General features: G+C 45.2%; 21 protein-coding genes. 12 read left to right on the top strand and 9 right to left on the bottom strand.

Annotation, left to right across the window (positions count from 1 at the left end; genetic code table 11):
• Positions 1 to 154: 154 nt before the first annotated feature.
• Positions 155 to 829 (top strand): type 1 glutamine amidotransferase, encoded by a 675-nt coding sequence (locus tag QQL60_RS11845; RefSeq protein WP_007144067.1) that lies wholly within the window; start codon positions 155 to 157, stop codon positions 827 to 829.
• A 37-nt stretch (positions 830 to 866) separates the two neighbouring features.
• Here QQL60_RS11845 and QQL60_RS11840 read toward each other — a convergent pair whose 3' ends face one another.
• The 6 genes from QQL60_RS11840 to QQL60_RS11815 all read right to left on the bottom strand — a co-directional run bounded on the left by QQL60_RS11840 (position 867) and on the right by QQL60_RS11815 (position 5941).
• Positions 867 to 1319 (bottom strand): MOSC domain-containing protein, encoded by a 453-nt coding sequence (locus QQL60_RS11840; protein WP_139031816.1) that lies wholly within the window; start codon positions 1317 to 1319, stop codon positions 867 to 869.
• 77 nt (positions 1320 to 1396) lie between these two features.
• Positions 1397 to 1744, bottom strand: coding sequence for a cupin domain-containing protein (locus tag QQL60_RS11835; RefSeq protein ID WP_284723417.1), 348 nt, complete (start codon positions 1742 to 1744; stop codon positions 1397 to 1399).
• Between the two features lie 27 nt (positions 1745 to 1771).
• The gene (locus tag QQL60_RS11830) at positions 1772 to 3142 is read right to left on the bottom strand and encodes a trimethylamine monooxygenase (protein WP_007144064.1); all 1371 of its coding nucleotides are present in this window, start codon (positions 3140 to 3142) and stop codon (positions 1772 to 1774) included.
• A gap of 167 nt (positions 3143 to 3309) precedes the next feature.
• Positions 3310 to 4092: a PAS domain-containing protein gene (locus tag QQL60_RS11825; RefSeq protein ID WP_273180932.1), complete on the bottom strand. Its 783-nt coding sequence runs from the start codon at positions 4090 to 4092 to the stop codon at positions 3310 to 3312.
• A 2-nt stretch (positions 4093 to 4094) separates the two neighbouring features.
• A complete protein-coding gene (locus tag QQL60_RS11820; RefSeq protein WP_273180935.1) occupies positions 4095 to 4775 on the bottom strand; it encodes a response regulator in 681 nt (226 codons plus the stop codon).
• On the bottom strand, positions 4772 to 5941 hold the full coding sequence (locus tag QQL60_RS11815; protein ID WP_284723416.1) for a sensor histidine kinase: 1170 nt from the start codon (positions 5939 to 5941) through the stop codon (positions 4772 to 4774). The genes QQL60_RS11820 and QQL60_RS11815 overlap by 4 nt, the downstream gene beginning before the upstream one ends.
• A 300-nt stretch (positions 5942 to 6241) precedes the next feature.
• Here QQL60_RS11815 and QQL60_RS11810 point away from each other — a divergent pair, with 300 nt between their 5' ends.
• The 4 genes from QQL60_RS11810 to dsbG all read left to right on the top strand — a co-directional run bounded on the left by QQL60_RS11810 (position 6242) and on the right by dsbG (position 11070).
• On the top strand, positions 6242 to 8566 hold the full coding sequence (locus tag QQL60_RS11810; RefSeq protein ID WP_284723415.1) for a DUF1989 domain-containing protein: 2325 nt from the start codon (positions 6242 to 6244) through the stop codon (positions 8564 to 8566).
• A gap of 38 nt (positions 8567 to 8604) precedes the next feature.
• Positions 8605 to 9606 carry a methyl-accepting chemotaxis protein gene (locus QQL60_RS15255; RefSeq protein ID WP_379007041.1) on the top strand — a complete coding sequence of 334 codons (1002 nt, stop codon included), beginning with the start codon at positions 8605 to 8607 and terminating at the stop codon, positions 9604 to 9606.
• A gap of 118 nt (positions 9607 to 9724) precedes the next feature.
• Positions 9725 to 10141, top strand: coding sequence for a plastocyanin/azurin family copper-binding protein (locus tag QQL60_RS11800; protein WP_273180945.1), 417 nt, complete (start codon positions 9725 to 9727; stop codon positions 10139 to 10141).
• A gap of 152 nt (positions 10142 to 10293) precedes the next feature.
• Positions 10294 to 11070 (top strand): thiol:disulfide interchange protein DsbG, encoded by a 777-nt coding sequence (gene dsbG, locus QQL60_RS11795; RefSeq protein ID WP_284723414.1) that lies wholly within the window; start codon positions 10294 to 10296, stop codon positions 11068 to 11070.
• Between the two features lie 44 nt (positions 11071 to 11114).
• Here the strand turns inward: dsbG and QQL60_RS11790 are convergent, their stop codons facing one another.
• Positions 11115 to 12083 carry a helix-turn-helix domain-containing protein gene (locus tag QQL60_RS11790; protein WP_284723413.1) on the bottom strand — a complete coding sequence of 323 codons (969 nt, stop codon included), beginning with the start codon at positions 12081 to 12083 and terminating at the stop codon, positions 11115 to 11117.
• Between the two features lie 179 nt (positions 12084 to 12262).
• On the opposite strand from QQL60_RS11790, the gene QQL60_RS11785 reads away from it, so the two are divergent.
• Genes QQL60_RS11785 through QQL60_RS11770 form a run of 4 tightly spaced genes read left to right on the top strand, consistent with a single transcriptional unit; the run spans position 12263 to position 16127 of the window.
• Complete coding sequence (locus QQL60_RS11785; RefSeq protein WP_007144054.1) at positions 12263 to 13675, top strand: ethanolamine ammonia-lyase subunit EutB; 1413 nt, start codon at positions 12263 to 12265, stop codon at positions 13673 to 13675.
• Positions 13665 to 14534, top strand: a complete 870-nt coding sequence (gene eutC, locus QQL60_RS11780; protein WP_284723412.1) for an ethanolamine ammonia-lyase subunit EutC — start codon at positions 13665 to 13667, stop codon at positions 14532 to 14534. The genes QQL60_RS11785 and eutC overlap by 11 nt, the downstream gene beginning before the upstream one ends.
• A 55-nt stretch (positions 14535 to 14589) precedes the next feature.
• Positions 14590 to 15957: an ammonium transporter gene (locus tag QQL60_RS11775; protein WP_273180955.1), complete on the top strand. Its 1368-nt coding sequence runs from the start codon at positions 14590 to 14592 to the stop codon at positions 15955 to 15957.
• 2 nt (positions 15958 to 15959) lie between these two features.
• Positions 15960 to 16127 carry a hypothetical protein gene (locus QQL60_RS11770; protein ID WP_007144051.1) on the top strand — a complete coding sequence of 56 codons (168 nt, stop codon included), beginning with the start codon at positions 15960 to 15962 and terminating at the stop codon, positions 16125 to 16127.
• A gap of 128 nt (positions 16128 to 16255) precedes the next feature.
• Here QQL60_RS11770 and sbmA read toward each other — a convergent pair whose 3' ends face one another.
• Entirely contained in the window at positions 16256 to 17488 is a 1233-nt protein-coding gene (gene sbmA / locus QQL60_RS11765) for a peptide antibiotic transporter SbmA (RefSeq protein WP_284723411.1), read from the bottom strand.
• 499 nt (positions 17489 to 17987) lie between these two features.
• On the opposite strand from sbmA, the gene QQL60_RS11760 reads away from it, so the two are divergent.
• From QQL60_RS11760 to QQL60_RS11750, 3 genes are read left to right on the top strand one after another with little or no spacing between them, the layout of a single operon-like run.
• Entirely contained in the window at positions 17988 to 18269 is a 282-nt protein-coding gene (locus QQL60_RS11760; RefSeq protein WP_273180962.1) for a DUF3649 domain-containing protein, read from the top strand.
• Positions 18266 to 19906, top strand: coding sequence for a PepSY-associated TM helix domain-containing protein (locus QQL60_RS11755; protein WP_284723410.1), 1641 nt, complete (start codon positions 18266 to 18268; stop codon positions 19904 to 19906). The genes QQL60_RS11760 and QQL60_RS11755 overlap by 4 nt, the downstream gene beginning before the upstream one ends.
• Positions 19903 to 20238: a DUF3325 domain-containing protein gene (locus QQL60_RS11750; RefSeq protein WP_284723409.1), complete on the top strand. Its 336-nt coding sequence runs from the start codon at positions 19903 to 19905 to the stop codon at positions 20236 to 20238. The genes QQL60_RS11755 and QQL60_RS11750 overlap by 4 nt, the downstream gene beginning before the upstream one ends.
• 29 nt (positions 20239 to 20267) lie before the next feature.
• Here QQL60_RS11750 and argH read toward each other — a convergent pair whose 3' ends face one another.
• Entirely contained in the window at positions 20268 to 21650 is a 1383-nt protein-coding gene (argH, locus tag QQL60_RS11745; protein ID WP_007144045.1) for an argininosuccinate lyase, read from the bottom strand.
• Positions 21651 to 21695 lie beyond the last annotated feature (45 nt).

Here is a 21695-nt window from a genome sequence, read left to right as displayed (position 1 = left end):
GATCATAATGCACTGTTTCTTTCGGTTCTGTCTTGAACTATTCTAGCCATAACAGTTATTTAGCGTGATCGATACGATCATTAATCCATGGGATGGCTGACAGGTATTAACTGAATCAGCGTCTCTGAAAGAAAAAGTTTACGGAGTATTTACAGTGCAGAAAGTAGCCATTTTGCAGCATGCAGAGGGTGAATGGATTGGCTCAATGCAGGGTTGGTTTGCGGATAAAGAATTTGAGTTACAGACCTATCGTCTTGATTTTAATGAAGCATTACCGACGATTGATACCTTTGACTGGTTATTGATTATGGGGGGCCCGATGAGTGTGAATGATGAAGACACTTATCCGTGGTTACCTGCTGAGAAAAAGCTGATTAAAGACGCGATTGAAGCCGGTAAAAAAGTACTGGGCATTTGCTTGGGTGGACAACTGATTGCCTGTGCAATGGGGGCTAAGGTTTACCAGAATGAGCAGCAGGAAATTGGCTGGCATACGGTGACTAAGACGGATGATACCGCTACCTGGATGCCGGATTCGTTTGAGCCATTAAGCTGGCATGGTGAGTGTTTTGAATTGCCAGTCAATGCGATTCCTTTTGCCAGTAGTTTGATTACCCCCTATCAGGGCTTTCATTTGGGCAAATACGTCTGGGCATTACAGTTTCACTTAGAAGCTGAGCATGGGACGGTTGATGCGTTTTATGCTGTTGAAAAGTCATTACCTGATGGGGAATATGTACAGAGTGAAGCCGAGTTATTTGATGACACGCCTTATCTGCAACAAAGCCGTGAAGCGATTTTTGCGTTACTGCATCAGATGAATGATTAAATCAGGGGTGTAGCGACGGCTTAGGTCGCTACACCGTTTATATAACGTCAAACGTCATGCCGGCGTGGATATCACCATCTGAAAGCACATCGGCACGTAAGCCACTTTTATGCACAAAGGCTTTCACGACCTCTTTTTTGGCTAAAGTCTCATTACTTAGTAATTTACCGAGTGTCGCACAAGGCTCACATAGCTCGACACCTTTGAAACGTACATCACCTATCAAGAACTCCTTACCAACCAGATCATTGAGGCGAATACCCTGGGTGATAACATTCCGCCGGGTATCAGCGAGTTGAATACGTTGCTGGTAGTTATTGTTAAAGGCTTCGATTTCTTCTATTTCAATAAAAGTAATGTTCTGACCTGGCCATTGAGCACGATCAAAGTTACGGTCACCGACGATACCTTTAGCTGTGATCAGATCAATTTTCTTGACCTGAACCTGCTCTCCAAGACTGTTCTCAGCAATAAAAATCGTATGAATCAAGGTAAGCTCCTGCATAAAAAAAGGAGTGAACGCCAAAGACATTCACTCCAAGGAACAGATCGTTTAAATGCCTTCAACTAGAGTTTCAGCACAAAATGTTTGGTAATCGGTTCAATAATTTCCCAAGTACCGACAAAGGTTTTTTCGAAGATCATTGATTCGCCTGCACTCAGGCTGAGAGGCTCACCGCCTTCAGCGGTCACAATGGCTTTACCCGCCATAATGTGCACAAATTCCCAGCCAGCATAGGTGGCATGATAGGTGCCTTCAGTCGCTTCCCAGCGTCCTGATAAAATGCTGCCATCTTCACTTTTATACTCAATCCAGGTTTTCATAGTGGGGTTACCCACCTGTTTTACCCAGCCATCCAAATCCGATTCAATCGGTTCGACGGTTTTATCAATAATCTTGGTGACGCTTGTCATGATATTCTCCAGTTTGAATATGTTGTTTTAAGCTTCTTTTGCTACAGGAATTTCGCTCTTATCTGAGAGATAAGCTTCCAGTGAGTCATCCAGTGCATCTATCCATGGCGTGTGATGTTTCGGTGCCATCGTGCCAGTCATCAGTGAACGGTAGGAATGGTCACGGAAGGTCATGATGTTTTCTTTTTTGTGATGTTTCCATTCCAGGAAGGTTTTGTTGGTTGCCGGAATATCAAATGACGGATAGTCAGTCATATCAATCAGATTCTGAATGTAGTCACCCTGGTAGGTGTACATTTCTTCAGCCGTAACCAGCGTCAGTTCTTTTTCACGCCAGGCCATGCTGTCGGCTTTCATCTCTTCTTTTGATGGCAATGGCAGTCGACCCATAATTACATCACGGGCATACCAGGCTTGCGCATCAAACATATTGAAGCTGTACCATTGATCCTGCATGCCAATGTAGAAGAATTTTGGATTATCTTCCCACACCACGCCTTTATAAAGGTTGAGCGGCCATAAACGGTTATTGGTGACCAGACGCAGATCGTCATTGAGGAAGGGGAAGTGATGGATATAACCGGTACACAGAATAATTGCATCGACTTTTTCTGATGAACCATCGGCAAAATAAGCGTTTTCAGTATCAACACGAACCAGGTTGGGTCTTTCATCCCAGTTTTCAGGCCATTTATAGCCCATCGGTGCGGTACGGTAGCAGCTGATCAGTTTTTTCGCGCCGTATTTATAACATTGTGAGCCGATATCTTCAGCTGAGTAACTGCTGCCGACCAGTAATACGGTTTTGTCTTTAAATTCTAATGCGTCACGGAAGTCATGCGCATGCAGAATGCGGCCACCAAATTTTTCAAAGCCTTCAAATTCAGGCACGTATGGTGTTGAGAAGTGACCGGTACAACAGACAACATAGTCAAACTCTTCAGAATAAATCGTGTCAGTAGTATGGTCCTGCACGGTGACGGTAAAAGTTTGGCTGTCTTCGTTGAATTCAACATGACGAACTGCGGTATTAAAACGGATATATTTTCTGACGCCAGCTTTTTCAACGCGGCCTTTGATGTAGTCCCACAACACTTCACGGGGTGGGTAAGAGGCGATGGGCTTACCAAAGTGTTCGTCAAACGTGTAATCAGCAAATTCAAGACATTCTTTCGGGCCGTTTGACCACAGATAGCGGTACATACTGCTGTGAACAGGCTCGCCATTTTCATCTAAACCCGTGCGCCAGGTGTAATTCCATTGGCCGCCCCAATCAGCTTGTTTTTCAAAACAAACGAGTTCAGGGATCTCAGCACCTTTTTCCTGGGCGGATTGGAATGCTCTGAGTTGTGCCATACCACTTGGTCCTGCACCAAGTATCGCAATACGAGTTGCCATAAAGTTCTCTCCATCAGTATTTTTAGTCAATCATGCTGCGAAAATCGTCAGCGCTTAATAACCAAAATAGCTCGCTTTTTTAGCGGGAGAAATCCTCTTGAGTGGGTATCCCAAAAGGGTAAAAATGGGGGTAGATCAGCCTGAAAAAAGTAAGTTTAATCAGCTTCTTATGATTTTCCTGTCAGTAGTAGAATCCCTTCAACGCCAAGCACCATACCACTTCCCGAATACAGGCCACGACCTTTGTCCTGAACACTGACTTCAGTGCCATCTGCTCTGGTTAAACGGTAGTGAATATCAAACGGTGAAATAGTTTCCAGTGCCTGCTGCACATCATCCCAGACACGCGTAGCATCATCCGGATGAATAATGGAACCGAGCGACACTTGCGACTGATTTAACATGCTCTCTGCGCTGTAACCAGTGATGAGCTCGCAGCCTTCACTGACGTATTCCATACTCCAACTGGCATTGTTTCTTGACCGATAAAGCATGGCAGGCAAACGATCAACCAGACTTTGTAAGCTGCGATGACTGGCATGGCGGACTTCTTCATTACGTACTTGTGGCGTGATATCGCATAAGGTGGCAGACAGAGGATACGGTTGATCTTTATTCACCGACTGAATACGCATTTCACACCAACGTAGCTCGCCACTGGCACTGATCAAACGAAACCAGATGTTTTCATGTTGGCGAGGTGTGATTTTATTTAATAGTTGTGACCAGCTGGGGATTTCTTCCGGATGCAGAAAATCGGAGAACATGCGGCCCAGCGTTTGTTCAACCGGAATCCCGGTGATGACTTCCCAGTATTGATTAACAAATTGCACCTGATGCTGTTTGTCGAGTAATAACACGACTTCATTCAGACTATTAAACAGTTGCAGTAATTGTGACTCTTCTTCCTGAGCCTGTGAATGACGGCGAGGCCACTTCAACAGTGTCATGGTTACACTTCCTTATCCAGCAACTCAGCGGAGAGGTTGCGATGTGCCCAGGCGGCGAGTTCCAGTCGTGAGTGTAAATTAACCTTACGCAGCAGACTTTTTACATAGACTTTGACGGTGCCGTCACTGATGCCCAGTTCACGCGCGATCAATTTGTTATTCAGCCCTTTAGCGATATAAAACAAGGTTTCTCGTTCGCGCTCCGTCATATGAGCCAGAATGGCATTGGATGGACTGTTTTCATCCTCCTTATTATCACGAAGATGACTGGCTAATGAGGTGACTGCCCCAGCGTTCATCGCCACATTGCCATGCAATACCGACATCAACTGCGACAAAATTTCATCGGGCGGGGTGTCTTTTTGTAGATAACCATTGGCACCATAACGTAAGGCTTCGAGCAATTTATCCTGTTCGTTACAGGCAGTGATAATGATGATTTTTAATTGATTATCATGTTCGCGTAACTGTTTTAATACGCCGAGACCTGACTTACCGGGCATTTGCATATCAAGCAATAAGATATCCGGATAGGTGTTTTCGATATTGTCGAGTAAGGCCTCTGCATTGTCATACTCAGCAATAACCGTCATCTGCTCACTATCATTTAGCAATTCGACTACGCCACGACGAAATAAAGGGTGATCATCGACAACCACCACAGTAATAGGGGTGTCACTCATTCATTCGCCTCCAGATCCAGGCTGAGATCAACCCGGGTGCCGCCTTCCGGACGATTGTTAATGACTAATGATGCACCGATGCGATCAGCACGTTCCTTCATGATTTGTAAACCGAAGCTGTCACTGCGAGCCGCTTCGGGGTCAATGCCGGTACCGTTATCTTCGATATGAATATGTATCAGTGAACTGGTCTTGAGCAGCAACACCACACGTGCATGGGTGGCATGAGAGTGACGGACGATATTACTGAGGCTTTCACGCACGATATACAGCATTTGCATCGACTGCTGCGGTGACAACATATTCAACGGCAGACGATTATCCAGCTCAAACACGATGGCGGATTGATGTTCAAACTCTTTAATAGAATTGATCACACCTTGTGACAGATTGTCACTTTGCATGGTCAGACGTGAAGATGTAATGAGTTCACGGGTTTGGTGATAAGCACACTGTGTGTAGGAAGCTAAATCTTCAGTAATGGGTTTTAGAGAACTGAACTCATCCTGCTGACAGAGTTTATCCAGCTTCAGGCTTTTCAAACGTAAGTAACCCAAGACTTGTGCCAGTGAGTCATGTAGCTCAGCGGCATACATGGCGCGCTCGGATTCCAGCGCTTTTTTTAATTTGCTTTCATTGTGATACCAGGCTTGTAAGCCTTTATATAAGGTATTTTCAATACTGGATGTTTTCCACTTTAGTTGTTTGGCACTGGGCGCGGCATCACGGAATAGAAATAATGACCAGACGGTTAGGTTGTCGTGATCAAATAAACGGCTGGGGGCGATCGTCAGGCCATCCACCTTCATCATCTCGTCAGTATCAGGGGCTTTACCCACGGTGAATAGATGATGCAGAGACTGCATCAGTTTTGCTGATGGAGCCTGCTCCAGGCCATGGTGCATAAACGTTTCTGAGGTAGATGGGTTGCTGAATAAAACAAGCAGCTCTGGCTGTTGTGCAGGTGAAAACAAATCGTTTATCAGCCATTGCAAAGATTTAAGTACGGCAGGCAGTGTTTCGCTGATATTTTCAGCCGTAGCCAGTTTAAAAGCCAAATCGTTGAAGTCGAGAGACGGTAATTCCTTTTTTTTAGTGACAGCACGCACTGTTTCACCAAACCAGGATTGTCCATCTATCCAAGTTTTGAGTTTGATATTGAGCATCTTTACTACCTTTGTAACATCCACGTCAGCAGGAGGTGGTCTGTATTACATATGTTTGTTCTACAACAGCAGATTTTGTGCCATTTCATTCGAATTTTGCTGGTTTATAACCAATGAGGTAACCCATCAGGAGGATTGATTTATGTTTCCTGAAGGTAAATATTGTTAAACCCAGAGAAATTTATTTTTGTAACAGAGATGAAGCGAAATGAGGTGCACTTTTCTGGTTCAAAATCTCATGGGTCTGCACCAGATATGAACAAAATCACTTCAGCTTTTGGCTGGAAAACAAGGTGAATCATGCTAGAAATGATTAAAGAAGAATCGGAAGAAGACAGATTTTTGAATCTGCAATCGCCAATTGATAGCCAACAATTCCGTGTTGAAGGACAGCAGGCGATCAGGCTGCGTTTACACGTAGGTGATGTACTTGAAATCATCAGTGTTGATGGCGAGCAGGCGGCTGAATTAATTGTGCTGGATATGGATGGCCATGCCGCGCCACAGCTACTAGATAGCCGTCTACCGGTGACGGGCGACAATATTCAACAACAGTTGCAGGAAAAAGGCTCAGCAGCCAAGGCCCTAGCTAAGCAGTTCGAGAGCTGGCAGATTCACGCTAAGGATTATCAGACGGTATTACGTGTGCAGGGTGATGAGTTAACCTCATTCGTAGCCTATGCCGATCTGACGGTGGTGATTGTCGCTGCAGGACCCAGCATGTCTATTGAAGCGCATACACCGCCCACCGAATTAAAAGTGGTGGTGAAATATGCTGAACCCATTGATGAAGTTCTGCCAGAGCCGCTGGCGGAGGTCAAAGCAGAAATACGTATTCCCCGAGCATCTGCCCGCACTTATGAAGTGAAAAAAGGCGAATGGATCCAGATCATCGATGTATCAGGTAAGCAATGCTCTGACTTTATCGTGTTTGATAAACAGGCGCTGGAGCAGGGCAACGAAGTGGGTCTGGATTCCACCGCAACACGTACGGTGATGGGGTTAAGCAATCCTGTGCCTGGTTTGCACTCGCGGTTTCTGGGACCGGATATGATGTCAATGGTGGAAGTCGTGCAGGACACCGTAGGCCGTCATGATAGTTTCCTGTTCGCCTGTACTGCCAAATATTACGAAGACAGTGGTTATTTTGGTCATATCAGTTGTACTGAAAACTTCAATAATGTGCTTAAGCCTTATGGCATCAAACCACGTGCAGGCTGGCCTGCAATAAACTTGTTTTTTAATACCGGCATTGAGCCTTGTGGCACGGTGTTTATGGATGAGCCCTGGTCTCGCCCTGGCGACTATGTATTGATGCGGGCAGATAAAGATTTGATCTGTGCGTCATCGGCCTGTCCTGATGATATTGATCCGGCGAATGGCTGGATCCCAACAGATATTCACGTCCGCATCTATGGGGCTGAACACCATTTTCCTCGTTCCATTGCCCACCGAATTACAGCTGAGGAGCACCCTCGTATGACCAAAACATCCGGTTTTTATAACCGTACATCTGCATTAACCAAGAAATTTATTGAATATGCCGGCTATTGGGTGGCGGCTGAATATGAAGGCTGGGGCGCCAATGCCGAATATCTGGCCTGTCGTGAAAGAGTGGCAGTACTGGATTTAACTCCGCTTCGTAAAATTGATATTACCGGTCCTGATGCGGTGGCCTTTTTACAGTATGTATTGACACAAAATGTGCGGCGTATGGCGGTAGGTGAAATTGCTCACTCAGCCATTTGTCTGGAAACGGGCGGCATGATTGATGATGGCACCATTTTCCGTATGGCTGATCAGGCTTTTCGCTGGTTCTGTGGTGATAGTTACACCATGGTGTGGATGGCGGAAAAAGCAGAAGAAAAAGGCTTTAAAGTCAGTATTCGTAATGCCACGGAGCAGATTCATAATCTGGCGGTACAAGGACCAAATAGCCGTGACTTACTCAGCCAGATTATCTGGACGTCAGAAAGCCAGACCAGTGTGGAAAAACTCAAATGGTTTCACTTCACCATTGGCCGCTTAGGTGGGCCGGATGGTGTGCCATTGATGGTGTCCAGAACCGGCTACACCGGTGAGCTGGGTTATGAAGTCTGGTGTCATCCGGATGCAGCTGAAGCGGTATGGGATGCAATTTGGCAAGCCGGGCAAGCATTTGATATCGCGCCTATGGGCTTTGATGCGTTGGATATGCTGCGTGTCGAAGCTGGTCTGAGCATGGCCGAATATGAGTTCGGTCCTGATGTGACTCCCTTTGAAGCGGGCACCGGATTTAGTGTGCCTTTAAGTACAAAAGAGGAGGACTTTATTGGCCGTGAAGCACTGGCTCGGGAGAATCCGGAGAGTCGACACAAATTAGTTGGCCTGATTCTTGATGGTGGAGAATCTGCAGCTCATGGTGATTTGGTATATCAAGGTCGATTTCCAGTAGGCATTGTGACAAGTGCCATTCTTTCGCCTTTGTTAGGTAAACAAATTGCGATGATTCGTGTAGCCCCGGAGTTTGCAAAACAAGATACAAAGCTGGAAGTCGGTAAGCTTGACGGTATTCAGAAACGTTTAGGTGGCACAGTAGTAAAACTGCCGTTTTATGATCCTAAGCGAGCGCGATTACTTTCATAACTTCCAGTATTCATCACCTTTAAAAAAGGAAACCTTGTATGGGGTGGAAGCTATTTAATACTGGGCGTTTACAGTATGTCTCTGAGTCAATTTTATCAGTCGTCGATAAAACGATTGAGTCGCCATATAACCGTGTGCCAATTTGGATGCACGGTTATTTACGCGCTCCGATAGAACGGATTGGTGATTATCTGTCATCCCTGCAAAAAGAGCATCAGGCGGAACTCGAACGACTGAATCATTCCCATCAACAACATTTGGCACAACAGCACGAAGCGTTTGAGCGAGAATTGAATGAGCTTCGCCAGCAAACAGATTCGTTGAACCAGACACTGTCTTCTGTCTATTCAGAAATGGATCATTTGCAGAGTGAAAATCGGCGTCTGTCGAGCGAGTTGGATGATAACAATCTGGCAAAGTCGGCACTGACAGAGGGCGTCTGGATGTTAACCCTGGTGAATGGTGATCCTGATGATGAAAAGAGTGTGATTATCTGGTCAGAGCAATTCCGCCAATTACTAGGGCATAAGCGTCAGGAAGACTTTCCAAATGGTTGGGACAGTTGGTTAAAAGCAATTCATCCGGAAGATATGGATGTGACCTTGGATGCCTTCACCAAACATATTAACGATAAAACTGGCAGCACACCTTATGTGGCTGAATACCGCTTAAAAATGGCCTCTGGTGAGTATGTCTGGTTTCGCGAACGTGCTGCCACCATACGTAACGAAGAAGGTATTGCCGTCAAATCAGCTGGTGCAATTCGTAATATCAGCCATGAGCACAGTGCACGTGAGCTGCATAATTTAGAAATGCAGCGGGCAGAAACCCGTATGACGGAAATCCTCACCGTCGCTGATGTGATCACCGAAATAACCCAACAGACGAATTTGCTGGCTTTGAACGCGGCGATTGAGGCAGCCCGTGCAGGTGAAGCGGGTAGAGGCTTTGCAGTGGTAGCAGATGAGGTGCGTAAGCTGGTTTATCGAACTGAAGAAGCCAATGACAAAATTCGGACAATGGCTCAGACTGAGCACTAACGATCTCAGTGTTTTACATAACTTTACATGATCTCCTTGAACCATCAGTGACATTGTCATGCCGTACTTATGAGTTTGTCGCTGTAGTGTTTGGAATTAATAATAAAAAGGAGAAAAAATGAGTACATTAAAAAAATCACTTACTGTCTTAACCCTGGCTACCTTATTTTCCAGTAGTTTAGTGTTTGCTAAAGATGTGACTGTTCAGGCAGAAGGAACCAAGTTTGATCCACTGATCGTCAATGTCGATCCAGGTGACACAGTTTATTGGACTAATATGGACATCCACAATGTTCACTTTATGTTCCAGCCAGATGGTGCCAAAGACTTTAAGTCTGAAATAGGTCAGAACACCTCGCGAGAATTTACTAAAGAAGGTATTTATGTTTACCAATGTGATCCTCATATCGGTTTAGGTATGGGCGGTGCTGTTGTCGTAGGTAAACCCAGTAATCTGGATACATTGAAATCAACCAAATTACACGGTGGACTTGGCATGATTGCTCATAAAGTGATTAAAGCTGAGTCTAAATAATCACCATACCTTCTAAAAAGTCTGTCTCGAAAAAGGCGCTCAATGGAGCGCCTTTTTGTATTCTGAGCGTTAATGTTCTGCGCCGAGTAAACTAATTCACCTTTTAACTGACTTACACAGATAAAAACTCAACAGCGGATTAGGATGCTCTGATGAAAAAAATGCTTATCGGCTTGTTACTGGCAATCGTCGTGGTTACTGGCGGCATTTACTTTTTTACGAAACATGGCGCTGTGGATAAACAGGGTGATGTGCTGTCATTTATCAAAAAGCAGGGCGTGACGATTATTGATAGCTTTGAGACGCCTTCAGAGCTAACCGGCTATATCGGTACCTATAAAGATGAACCGATGAGTATTTATGTGACGGCGGATAAACGCTACGCCGTAGTGGGCGACTTGATTGATGCGGAGGGTAAAAATCTGGGTGCTGACGCCATCTACCAACTGGTCACCAAACCACAGAATGAAAAACTCTGGCAACAGTTAGAACAGACTGACTGGGTGCAGGATGGTGATAAAAATGCCCCACGCATTGTTTATACTTTCACTGATCCTTTTTGTCCTTACTGTCATAAATTCCGTGATATGGCGGATCCTTTCATTGCTGAAGGCAAGGTGCAATTTCGTCATATTCTTGTGGGTATTCTTCAGGAAAACAGCCTGGCTGTTGCAGCTACGATTATGGGATCTGACTCACCTGAGGAGGCTTTCCAGCAGCATCGCCAGTTGACTAACAAAGGCGGTATAACTGTAGACAACGCAAAAGCATCTAAAGGTAACGATAGCGTTTTGGCTAATAATCATTTGATGGAAGCGTTACACATGCATGCGACACCAACCAGTGTGTATAAAGATAATGACGGTGAAATTCAGATCGTGGAAGGAATGCCGGTACAGCAGGAGTTAAGTCGGATTTTTGAAGAGTAAAAGATGAGACTGGGTTGGTAAGAAAGCCATCCGTGGCTGGCAAATTAATTATGACGACGTGAAATGGTGATGGAAGGATTCTCACCAAACAGTTCGGTGTAATCGTGAGTAAATTGCCCGGCATGGGTAAAGCCCCAGTGCTGAGCCACCATTGCAATGGTTTCATCTTCCTGCAAACCTTGAAGCAAGCGGCGTCTGACAGCATTTAAGCGAGCCATTCGAATAAATTTCACTGGGCTGATATCCAGCACATCTTCAAAACTGTATTGCAGTGTTCGTCGGCTGACATGAGCCAGATCACAGAGCTCGGTAATCGTCACGTGTTTGCTTGGGTTGGCATCGAGGTAAGCCGTCACTTTTTCAACGACTGCACGACGTTTACTAAAACTGGGCTTTTCTGTTATCGGCCCATCTTGTTGTAAGACTTCAAGCATTGCCATCATCAGGTTTTCCTCATGTATCTGTCTGGCGATATCACTTTGAACGGGGGATATCACCTCGTTTAATACTCGCCGCAGCTGATTGAGCTTATGAGACTCCCACACTCTTAGTGGCGAATCGAATACGTTGGTATCAATCAGAATGCCTTGTTTTTCGGCGATCTGTTGCAGACTGTCCTGATTCACCACCACACCAAAAATATCAAAGTCTTCCGGCGTAATGAGTTCAAACTGGGTATTGCCAGGACGAATCATCAGCTGGTTCTTTTCTACCTGATGCCCGTTGATGCGACATGACTTTTCATCCACAGCAAAGCCCATCCAGATCGCGTTTGGCCAGACATTGCACTGCTGACGAACGGCACGACTGGTGTGCTCTCGAAAAGCGTGCACATGTTCAAACATGACCTCTTCAATACGCCCATAAAATTGCCCCAGGCTGATTTGATCAAATTGTTGCTGCCAGGCTTTTAAATTGTGTGCTTGTTCATCCACATCTTCTGCTTCCAGAACGCACCAACGCGTAGCGGTTTTGCTCTGTTTTGGTGCAAATTTTATATTTTCTTCTTTCATTTGCTCCCCTTGTTTCATTTTCATTATGCAATTTGTTTCAATAAGTTGCTGAATAACAACCCAAAAAACTTTTGCCAATTTTCGATAGTCACCCGGTATAAATCTCGCAAGTTCATTTTAGGAAACTTTGTTTACTTAAAGGCAAAATTTATTCCAAGTAATCGGAAATAAAGCAGTTTATGACACAGACATATCGTTACCAATTAGGCACAAAGACCTATCAGTTCGCTGACTTAGCCGATCTGATGGCAAAAGCCACGCCTGCACGTTCGGGCGATCGACTGGCGGGTGTCATTGCTGAAAGTGCAGAACAACGTGCTGTCGCGCAATTATTGTTGTCTGAAGTGCCTCTTAAAACATTTCTGAATGAAGTCCTCGTGCCTTATGAAGAAGATGAAGTCACACGACTGATTATTGATGAACATGATGTGAATGCGTTTGAACCCATTTCACATATGACGGTAGGTGATTTCCGTAACTGGTTATTATCAGATAAAGCCAGCAGTGAAATGCTGAGTCAGATACGCGCCGGTGTGACGCCTGAGATGGCCGCCGCCGTTTCTAAAATCATGCGTAACCAGGATTTGATTCTGGTGGCACAGAAGTGCCGGGTCGTGAGCGCCTTCAGAAACACGATTGGTTTACCCAAACGCTTATCAACACGCTTACAACCTAATCATCCTACCGATGACGTCAATGGAATTGCGGCCAGTATTCTCGATGGTCTGTTGTATGGTGCCGGTGATGCGGTTATCGGTATTAATCCCGCGACAGACAATGTGGCTCAGGCAACTCGCCTGATGCAGTTGATGGATGAAGTGATTTCACTCTATGAAATTCCTACTCAATCCTGTGTGTTAACGCATGTCACTAACACGATTGAATGTATTGAAAACGGCGCACCAGTGGATTTGGTATTCCAATCTATTGGTGGCACAGAAAAAACCAATAGCAGCTTTGGTTTTAATTTAGCGACGTTGGCTGAAGCACACCAAGCTGCCTTATCTTTGAAACGAGGCACGGTCGGTCAAAATGTCATGTATTTTGAAACTGGGCAGGGCAGTGCTTTATCAGCCAATGCGCATCACGGTTTGGATCAACAAACCTGTGAAGCCAGAGCCTATGCGGTTGCCAGAAAATTTAATCCCTTACTGGTGAATACAGTAGTTGGCTTTATCGGCCCCGAATATCTGTTTGATGGCAAAGAAATTACCCGTGCAGGTCTGGAAGATCATTTCTGTGCCAAGTTACTTGGGCTGCCAATGGGGTGTGATGTTTGCTACACCAACCATGCCGAAGCCGATCAAAATGATATGGATAATCTGCTGACTTTATTAGCGACAGCAGGGTGTTCGTTTGTGATGGGCATTCCGGGCTCTGATGACATCATGCTTAATTACCAAACCACCTCATTCCATGATGCGCTATATGCGCGCCGGGTATTAGGTTTAGGTGCTTCACCTGAGTTCGAAAAGTGGCTGGAAAAAATGCAGATCATGACCGATGCCAGTCATGCCAAGTTATCAAACCAGTTACCGCCGGCCTTTGCTGGCACCCTCAGGGGCTTAGCCACAGGAACCAATGATGGTTAAGACCGAACGACTCACGCCTATCAGGAAAAAAACGGATGACGCTGTTGTCACGGAAAACCCTTGGCGTCGTCTGCGTGAGTTTACGGATGCCCGTATTGGCTTGGGTCGTGCTGGTGTCAGTACACCGACCCGTGAATCTCTCGAATTTCAATTAGCTCATGCCCAGGCACGTGATGCCGTGCATACCGAACTGGATTTTGCCAGCTTACAGCAAGACTTAGTCGCCTTGGCTGAAAAATACCCCGTATTAAACACCGAAACACCTCTGGTACTGCACAGTCTGGCAACGGATCGAATGACTTATTTGCAACGTCCGGACTGGGGCAGACAGCTTGATGAAGCCAGTCTTGCGGCACTTAAACCACACAAAGCCATAGAACCCTACGATTTAGCCATTGTGATTGCCGATGGTTTATCCGCCACCGCTATTAAAGAAAACGCTGTGGTGTTTATTGAAACCTTAGTGCAAGCCATGCAAGGCAGTGAAAACGCTTACTCACTAGCCCCCATCGTATTGGTCGAACAAGGTCGTGTTGCCGTGGGTGATGATGTCTGTGAAGCCTTAAATGCCAAAGCGGTGTTAGTACTGATTGGCGAACGTCCGGGATTAAGTTCACCCGATAGTTTGGGTCTGTATCTGACCTGGGCGGCGAAACGTGGCCTGACCGATGACAAACGTAACTGTATTTCCAATGTAAGAAAGGCGGGACTTTCTTATTTTGCTGCGGCTCAGAAAAGCCTTTATTTGCTGACTGAGGCCCGCAGACTCCAGTGTTCTGGCGTTGCTATCAAGGATCGCTCTACCGATAAGATTATTGATAGCAACGCCGTTCAAACCAGCTTTTTGCTGGATAAGTAGCGCCAACCAATAAAGGTGGATGTGTATTAATGTTAACTAATAAGAGGATAGTAAGATGGACAATGCGCCAACGCTAGAATCCTTGCAAGCGGCACTCGATGCTCAGCAAGCGGTTTTTCAAATGCATCAGTCTATGAATGTCGAAGTGTTCTATTGGTGGTGTACCGCCATTATGATCATGATTCATGCTGGTTTCTTGGCCTACGAAATGGGGGCTTCACGTAGTAAAAATGCTTTAGCGGCAGGTATTAAAAATATTCTCGCTTTAGCGGTCATTATTCCCACGTTTTATTTGTTTGGCTGGTGGATTTATAACGCTTTCCCGAACGGCTTTATTCCAATTGATGCTGCAGGTGCATTACCTTGGGCGAAAAGCATGGGACCTGATGTTACCGATATGGGCACAGGTATTTTCTGGGCAGCGTTTGCCATGTTCGGTGCCACAACCGGTTCGATCTTGTCCGGTGCCGTTATCGAACGGATTCGTGTCAGTGCGTTTTTGATTCTGACGGTATTCCTGGGTAGCGTGGTCTGGATTCTGGCCGGTGCCTGGGGTTGGCATCCAGATGGTTGGTTACTGACGAAGTTGGGCTATCATGATGTTGGCGCATCAGGTGTGGTTCACGCTGTCGCTGGTTTCTTCACATTGGGTGTACTGATTAACTTAGGTCCACGTGTGGGTAAATTCATCAACGGTGTGGCTCAAACTATCGCACCACATAGCTTACCGATGACATTAATCGGTCTGATGATGATTATCTTTGGTTTCTTCGGATTCCTGGGTGGCTGTATCATCTTCAACGGTGGCGAAACAGGCTGGACAACTATTTATAACAACCCAACTAACTTATCTGCGTTTGCATTCAATACGCTGATGGGCTTTGCGGGTGGTGTACTTGGTTGTTACATGGCTAGCCGTGACCCATTCTGGACAATGTCTGGTGGTCTGGTCGGTATCATCTCAGTAGCCGCTGGTTTAGATCTTTATGATCCTGAATTAGCGTTCATCATTGCTGTAGTGACCGGTATCATGGCAGTTAAAGTCGCGAAAATCGTTGAAAACTTTGGTATTGATGATGCAGTAGGTGCAGTAGCAGTACATGGTTTCACCGGTGTGTGGGCTGTGTTCTTAGTGGGCGTATTTGCTTATGGCATGCCGAATGTGGGTGATTTGCCACCTATCAGTTTTGTCGGTCAAACCATTGGTGCCATCGTAATGGCTGCAGTTGGCTTCATCCCAGGTTATGCGATCTCTTGGGTACTGAAAAAAGCTAATGCATTACGTGTACCTAAAGCAGCTGAAGAGCTGGGCTTAGATGAAGTTGAAATCATTGCTAAACCATATCCAGAAGCGAATGGCGTACCAGCAATAACATCAAGTGACGTGCCAAACAAATTGGCTAATCCAGAACCAGGAGTGTAATTATGGGAACATCAATTAGTTCATGGGAAAATGTAGGGGCTTACTTTACTTTTGCTGATAATCCAATTGCTTTAGGTTTATTCACTATCTGCGCTGCAGCCATTGTTGTTGCGCTGATTGCCTCAATCGCTAAACATGAAAATGAAGCATTTGAGAAAATCGAAAAGTAAGTCAGACTGAAACATGACCTAGTCATGTGATGAATAAATAACCCCGATCTTTATCGGGGTTATTTTTTTGTTTCAAGCGGTGACGTTGATAGGGCCTTTCACACGACGCCATTCCACTTCGACGCGATTTACGATGTCACCTGCTGATCAATTTCTGGTAACGGTTCATTGTTTATCGACGCTTCAAACGATTTTAAACGTTTATAAACCGACAATAGTTCAACGATAGTCGTCCATGAGTTCACTAAATACTGGAATGATGAACTGACCTGACTGAATGCCGTTAAAATCTGCTGCAAGATACCAAAAGTAATAGCTCCCGCCGCGATCGTAGGCACTAATATTACATAGGCAAAAATATTATCTGCCTGCAAGTACATGCTGCGGGCCACATTGAAATACATATAGTGAATGTACAACGTGAAATAGTTTTTACGCACATCGGCAAACAGTTCTCTCAAGCTCACCGGTTGAGCACGTTGGTGATCATCTTCACCATAAACCAGTTCTTTACGATAGGCGGCTTCTACACGCTGATTTTTGAATTCTAAGCCGGGTAATTTGATACCAACCAGTGCTAATAAGCCTGTGCCGAAGATCGACCAGACAAGAGCGGCGACAAATAAGGGATAGGCGATTTCACCAACTAAAGGTAACTCTTTTACATATTGTGATAATGACCAAAGCACGGGTAAAAACGCGAATAATGTCATCAGGGCATCAATCAATGCGACGCCCAGATTTTCCATAATCGTCGCGAAACGCATGGTGTCTTCCTGAACCCGTTGCGAAGCACCTTCAATATGACGCACCTTCCCCCATTGTTCTGTGTAGTAGTCATTCATGGCGGTGCGCCAGCGGAAAATATAATGGCTGACTAAAAAACGGGTCATCACAAAAATGAATACCGCTAAAAAGGCGATTTCCGCGAAAATGGCAATCAAGTCATATAACTGATCGACTGAAACACCCCCCGTGGGTGATAAGGCATTTTGTACCGCATCAAAAAACGGTCGACGCCAATTATTTATCGCCACCGATACCTGAACAGAATAATAAGTCGAAAAGAAAATGACCGCTGAACCGATGACCGACCACCATTGCCAGCGACTTGGTGCCTTGATAAACCAAAATGCAGCAAAGATAGCTACAGAGACAAAATAGAATAGGTAAAAGGTTAAAAACTCATTGGTAACAAAATGTCGTAAGCCGATGACTTGTTCAGCATCCGGTTTAACTGGTAACCCAATAGCAGCAGATATATCTGCTCCAAAAGCCACCCAAATAAAGGCGGAAAAAGCTAACCATAAAATAACTGATGGCCAAAACCAGGGAGAGTTGGGAAAAAAAGATTTAAACATAATCAACCTACGCTTATTTTTTGTGATGCAAATTATGGCATGTTGACAGCATGTTTAGATGCTTTATTCATCCATCTGTGAAGTCTGTATTCAGGTCTCTGAAATTAAACATAAAAATTACAGATAAATTCGGACTCGCCAGGCTTTATCTTCATGACTAATTGATAACCGAATAGTGCTGAAGCATTGGAAATGACATTTTAGAGATAAACAAACACGGCTTTACAAGGACAAGCATGAACTGAGTTTGCTAAAAAAGAATGTTTTTCAGTTAATCTAAATGCATATGATTATTATTTGATGATAGTATTTAGATGATAAATTTAAGCCTGTTAAATAAAAGTGGAAAAATATTGCACTTTTTTTGACGCTCATACGACATAGGTGATGAGGGGAGTTTGTGTTCTCTCATCCAAAGTCCTTGCTCAGCTGCCCTTGAGTAATGACTGTTTACCCTGATAAATGAATTTGAATCAGTAACTTGAGAGTTACCTCTACTATGCAATTACCATATCCAATTAGAATTATTTCTTTGGTTCTGGCCGCCACAATCGGCGGATATTTTTTAACGTCTGCCGTTATTATTTTTTTATCGGCTATTGTGCCTATGGATAAACCTGATGCCATCGTGGCCAGCAGTTTATTTAGTTATGCCATTTACACGGCAGCGGTGATTTGGATCTTTGTTGTCAGAGATAGTAAGCGTGCCTGGTTGGGGATGCTAATACCAACTTTGATGTTCGGCGGTGCAGGTTTACTCATTTCGAGGATGGCGTCATGAGTGAGTTAAATCAACCGGCAAAGGAACAAGAGTCTTTCCGACAAGCGATGGGCTGGCTGCATACCTGGGGGGGACTGGTCGCAAGTTGGGCACTTTTCACCATTTTTCTGACCGGCACCATTGGGGTGTTTGACGAAGATATCACGCATTGGATGAAACCTGAGGTGACGGCTGTGTCAGATTTTGATCCAGCGGCCATGACGGAACAGCAACGTGTTGATGCCATAAAAAAAGCTCAGGCCTATCTACAAGCGCATGCTCCTGACAGTCATTTCTGGAGGATTGGCCTGCCAACAGAAACCAACCCAGGAATCCGCGTTTCATGGCGTGATCAGCAAAATGCAGCTCAAGACACTTTACTTAGCCTGAAGACTGGTGAACCTATGCCCGTCGTCGAAAACCGTGAAACAGAAGGCGGCCATCATTTTGTACATATGCATTATGAGTTTCATGCAGGCATGGCCGGTATCTGGTTTGTAGGCTTTTTCACAATGATCATGCTGGTGGCCCTTATCAGCGGCATTATTATTCATAAGCGTATTTTTAAAGATTTTTTTACATTCAGACAAAAGAAAGGGCAGCGTAGCTGGTTAGATGGACATAATGCTTCGGCCGTCTTAACGCTGCCATTTCAGCTAATGATTGCCTATACCGGATTGGTGATCTTTTTATCGATCTATATGCCTGCTGGGGTATTAGCCAACTATAGCAATCCACAACAGTTTTTTGCTGAGTTGCTCGACGAACCCATGCACAGACCGGAAACAGGTGTGCATGCCAATGTCGTTGACTTATCCGTTTTATTCCAGCGAGCAGAAGTCATGATGGGTAAACCTGGGCGGTTTATGAGCGTTGAGCATCCTGGTGACAGTAGTGCCGTGACTAAAGTATTTGGCTGGTTTGATGAGAAGGACTATTACGGTCAATTATTGAGAGATGAAATCGGTAATGTGCAGTTTGATGCAACCAATGGCGATGTGATGAATCTCAACCCGCCCGGTGAATACGATAAAGGCACACCGATGGCAGTACAACGTGTGATGCGAATCATGCATTTTGCCAACTTTGGTGGTTATAGCGTGCGTTGGTTGTATTTCATTATGGGCATGGCCGGAGCTTTGATGATGGCAACTGGTGCCATTTTGTTTTTGGTCAAACGTCGACAAAAATCATTGAATGAGTTTGGCGCACAAACCGCACGGGTTTATCGAGTGATTGAGGTGCTGAATATTGCTGCCATTAGTGGTTTAGCGGTGGCTTGTATTGGGTATTTCTGGCTGAATCGATTGATTCCTGTCGATATTGCTGATCGTGCAGCCTGGGAAATAAAAGGCTTTTTCTATCTGTGGTTATTGATGTTATTCCATTCAGCCTGCCGTCCCGCAACGAAAGCCTGGTTTGAGCAATGGAGCTTATTTACGTTACTTGCCTTATTGCTGCCAGTGATGAATCTTATCACCACGGGACATTGGCTAGTGTCGTATTGGCAGACCGGTGATTGGGTTAGTGTTGGCTTTGAGCTAACGGTGCTGGTGTTTGGTTTGATGAGTCTGGGACTGGTGTTATTTTTACGCCGTAAATTAACTGCAACTGAACGCTATTCTCAACCAGCAAAACCTTCGGAGGCCATATCATGAGTGTGGCGATGATGATGAGTGTCGCTCTGTGTTATGCCGCCATGAGTGGTTTGAGTCTGGCGATGCCAAGACATTTGATGGATGTGACTGATAGACGTTTAACGGCTACACAGATACGGGTTTTACGCTGGACAGCAAGTCTTGTGCTGATATTAGCTTATTTACCGATGTGGCAGGTTTGGGGGGCGGGAACAGGTTTTGTCGTTTGGATCTCAGTATTATCCGTGACCTCAATCGTATTAGTCTTACTTTTGTCCTACTGGCCTAAGTGGGCAGTCAGAGTCGCATTTTTGATGATGTTGTCGGCCAGTTTCTTATGGTTGATGCAGTAACGGGGCGTTACTGCATCAAACTAGATAATTTAGCGTTGACGGCGTGCTTTTTGAATAGCTGCTTTGACTTGTTCAGGGGCGGTACCACCCAAGTGATTACGGGCAGCGACTGAACCTTCCAATGTTAATACTTCAAACACGTCTTGTTCGATGTTAGCTGAAAACTGCTGCAGTTCTTCCAGCGTCAGTTCTGACAGATCTTTTTTATGTTTAATACCATAGGCCACTGATAAACCAACCACTTCATGAGCATCACGGAATGGGGTGCCTTTACGCACCAGATAATCTGCCAGATCGGTGGCCGTGGCATAACCACGTAATGCGGCCTGACGCATATTGTCAGCTTTGACCGTAATAACAGACATCATATCTGCATAAACACGCAGAGAACCTAATAAGGTATCGATGGTATCAAACAGTGGCTCTTTATCTTCCTGATTGTCTTTGTTGTAGGCTAATGGCTGGTTTTTCATCAAGGTCAGCAGGTTAAACATATTGCCGTAAACACGACTGGTTTTACCGCGGATTAATTCAGGCACATCCGGATTTTTCTTTTGCGGCATGATCGATGAGCCGGTGCAGAAGGCATCACCTAAATCCACAAAATCAAACTGCGCCGATGACCAGATAATTAACTCTTCTGAGAAGCGTGATAAATGCATCATCAGAATCGAGGCGAAGCTATTGAACTCAATCGCAAAGTCACGATCACTGACCGCATCCAGCGAGTTTAGACAGATACGATCAAAGCCTAATAAGCTGGCCGTCATCTCACGATCAATCGGGAATGTGGTACCAGCCAGTGCTGCAGCACCTAACGGCAGGCTGTTGACCCGTTTGGCACAGTCTTCAAGACGCTCGGCATCTCTGACTAACATTTCATACCATGCCATCATATGGTGACCAAATGTGACCGGTTGTGCTGTCTGTAAATGGGTAAAGCCAGGCATGATGGTGTCCGCTTCACGTTCAGCGACATTCAATAAGGCTTCTTGCAGGCGATTAAGCTGCTGACCGATAGGATCAATCATATCGCGCAGATAGAGGCGGACATCAGTGGCCACCTGGTCATTACGTGAACGGCCGGTGTGCAGTTTTTTACCCACTTCACCAATCAGGGCGATAAGACGTGCTTCGATATTCATATGCACATCTTCCTGAGCGATAGACCATTCAAAGTCACCACTTTCAATTTCTTGTTCGATTTGTTGCAGGCCAGCGATAATCTGATCGCGTTCTTCGATAGTCAGCACCTTCACTTCGGCCAGCATGGTGGCGTGCGCAATTGAGCCGCGAATATCTTGTCGGAACATGCGTTGGTCAAATTGCACAGAGGCGGTAAATTCTTCGACAAATTTGTCGGTAGGCTGCGTTAGTCTGGCAGATGAGAGTTTTTTATTGGCTGTAGTCATATCAATCAGATCAGGCTCGTTGAAAACAGGGCGTCATTATAACGC

This window comes from Methylophaga thalassica, from assembly GCF_030159795.1.
GTDB classification, from domain to species: domain Bacteria; phylum Pseudomonadota; class Gammaproteobacteria; order Nitrosococcales; family Methylophagaceae; genus Methylophaga; species Methylophaga thalassica.
Note: the sequence above shows the minus strand (reverse complement) of the source record. Positions and strands in the feature narration are given on the sequence as shown.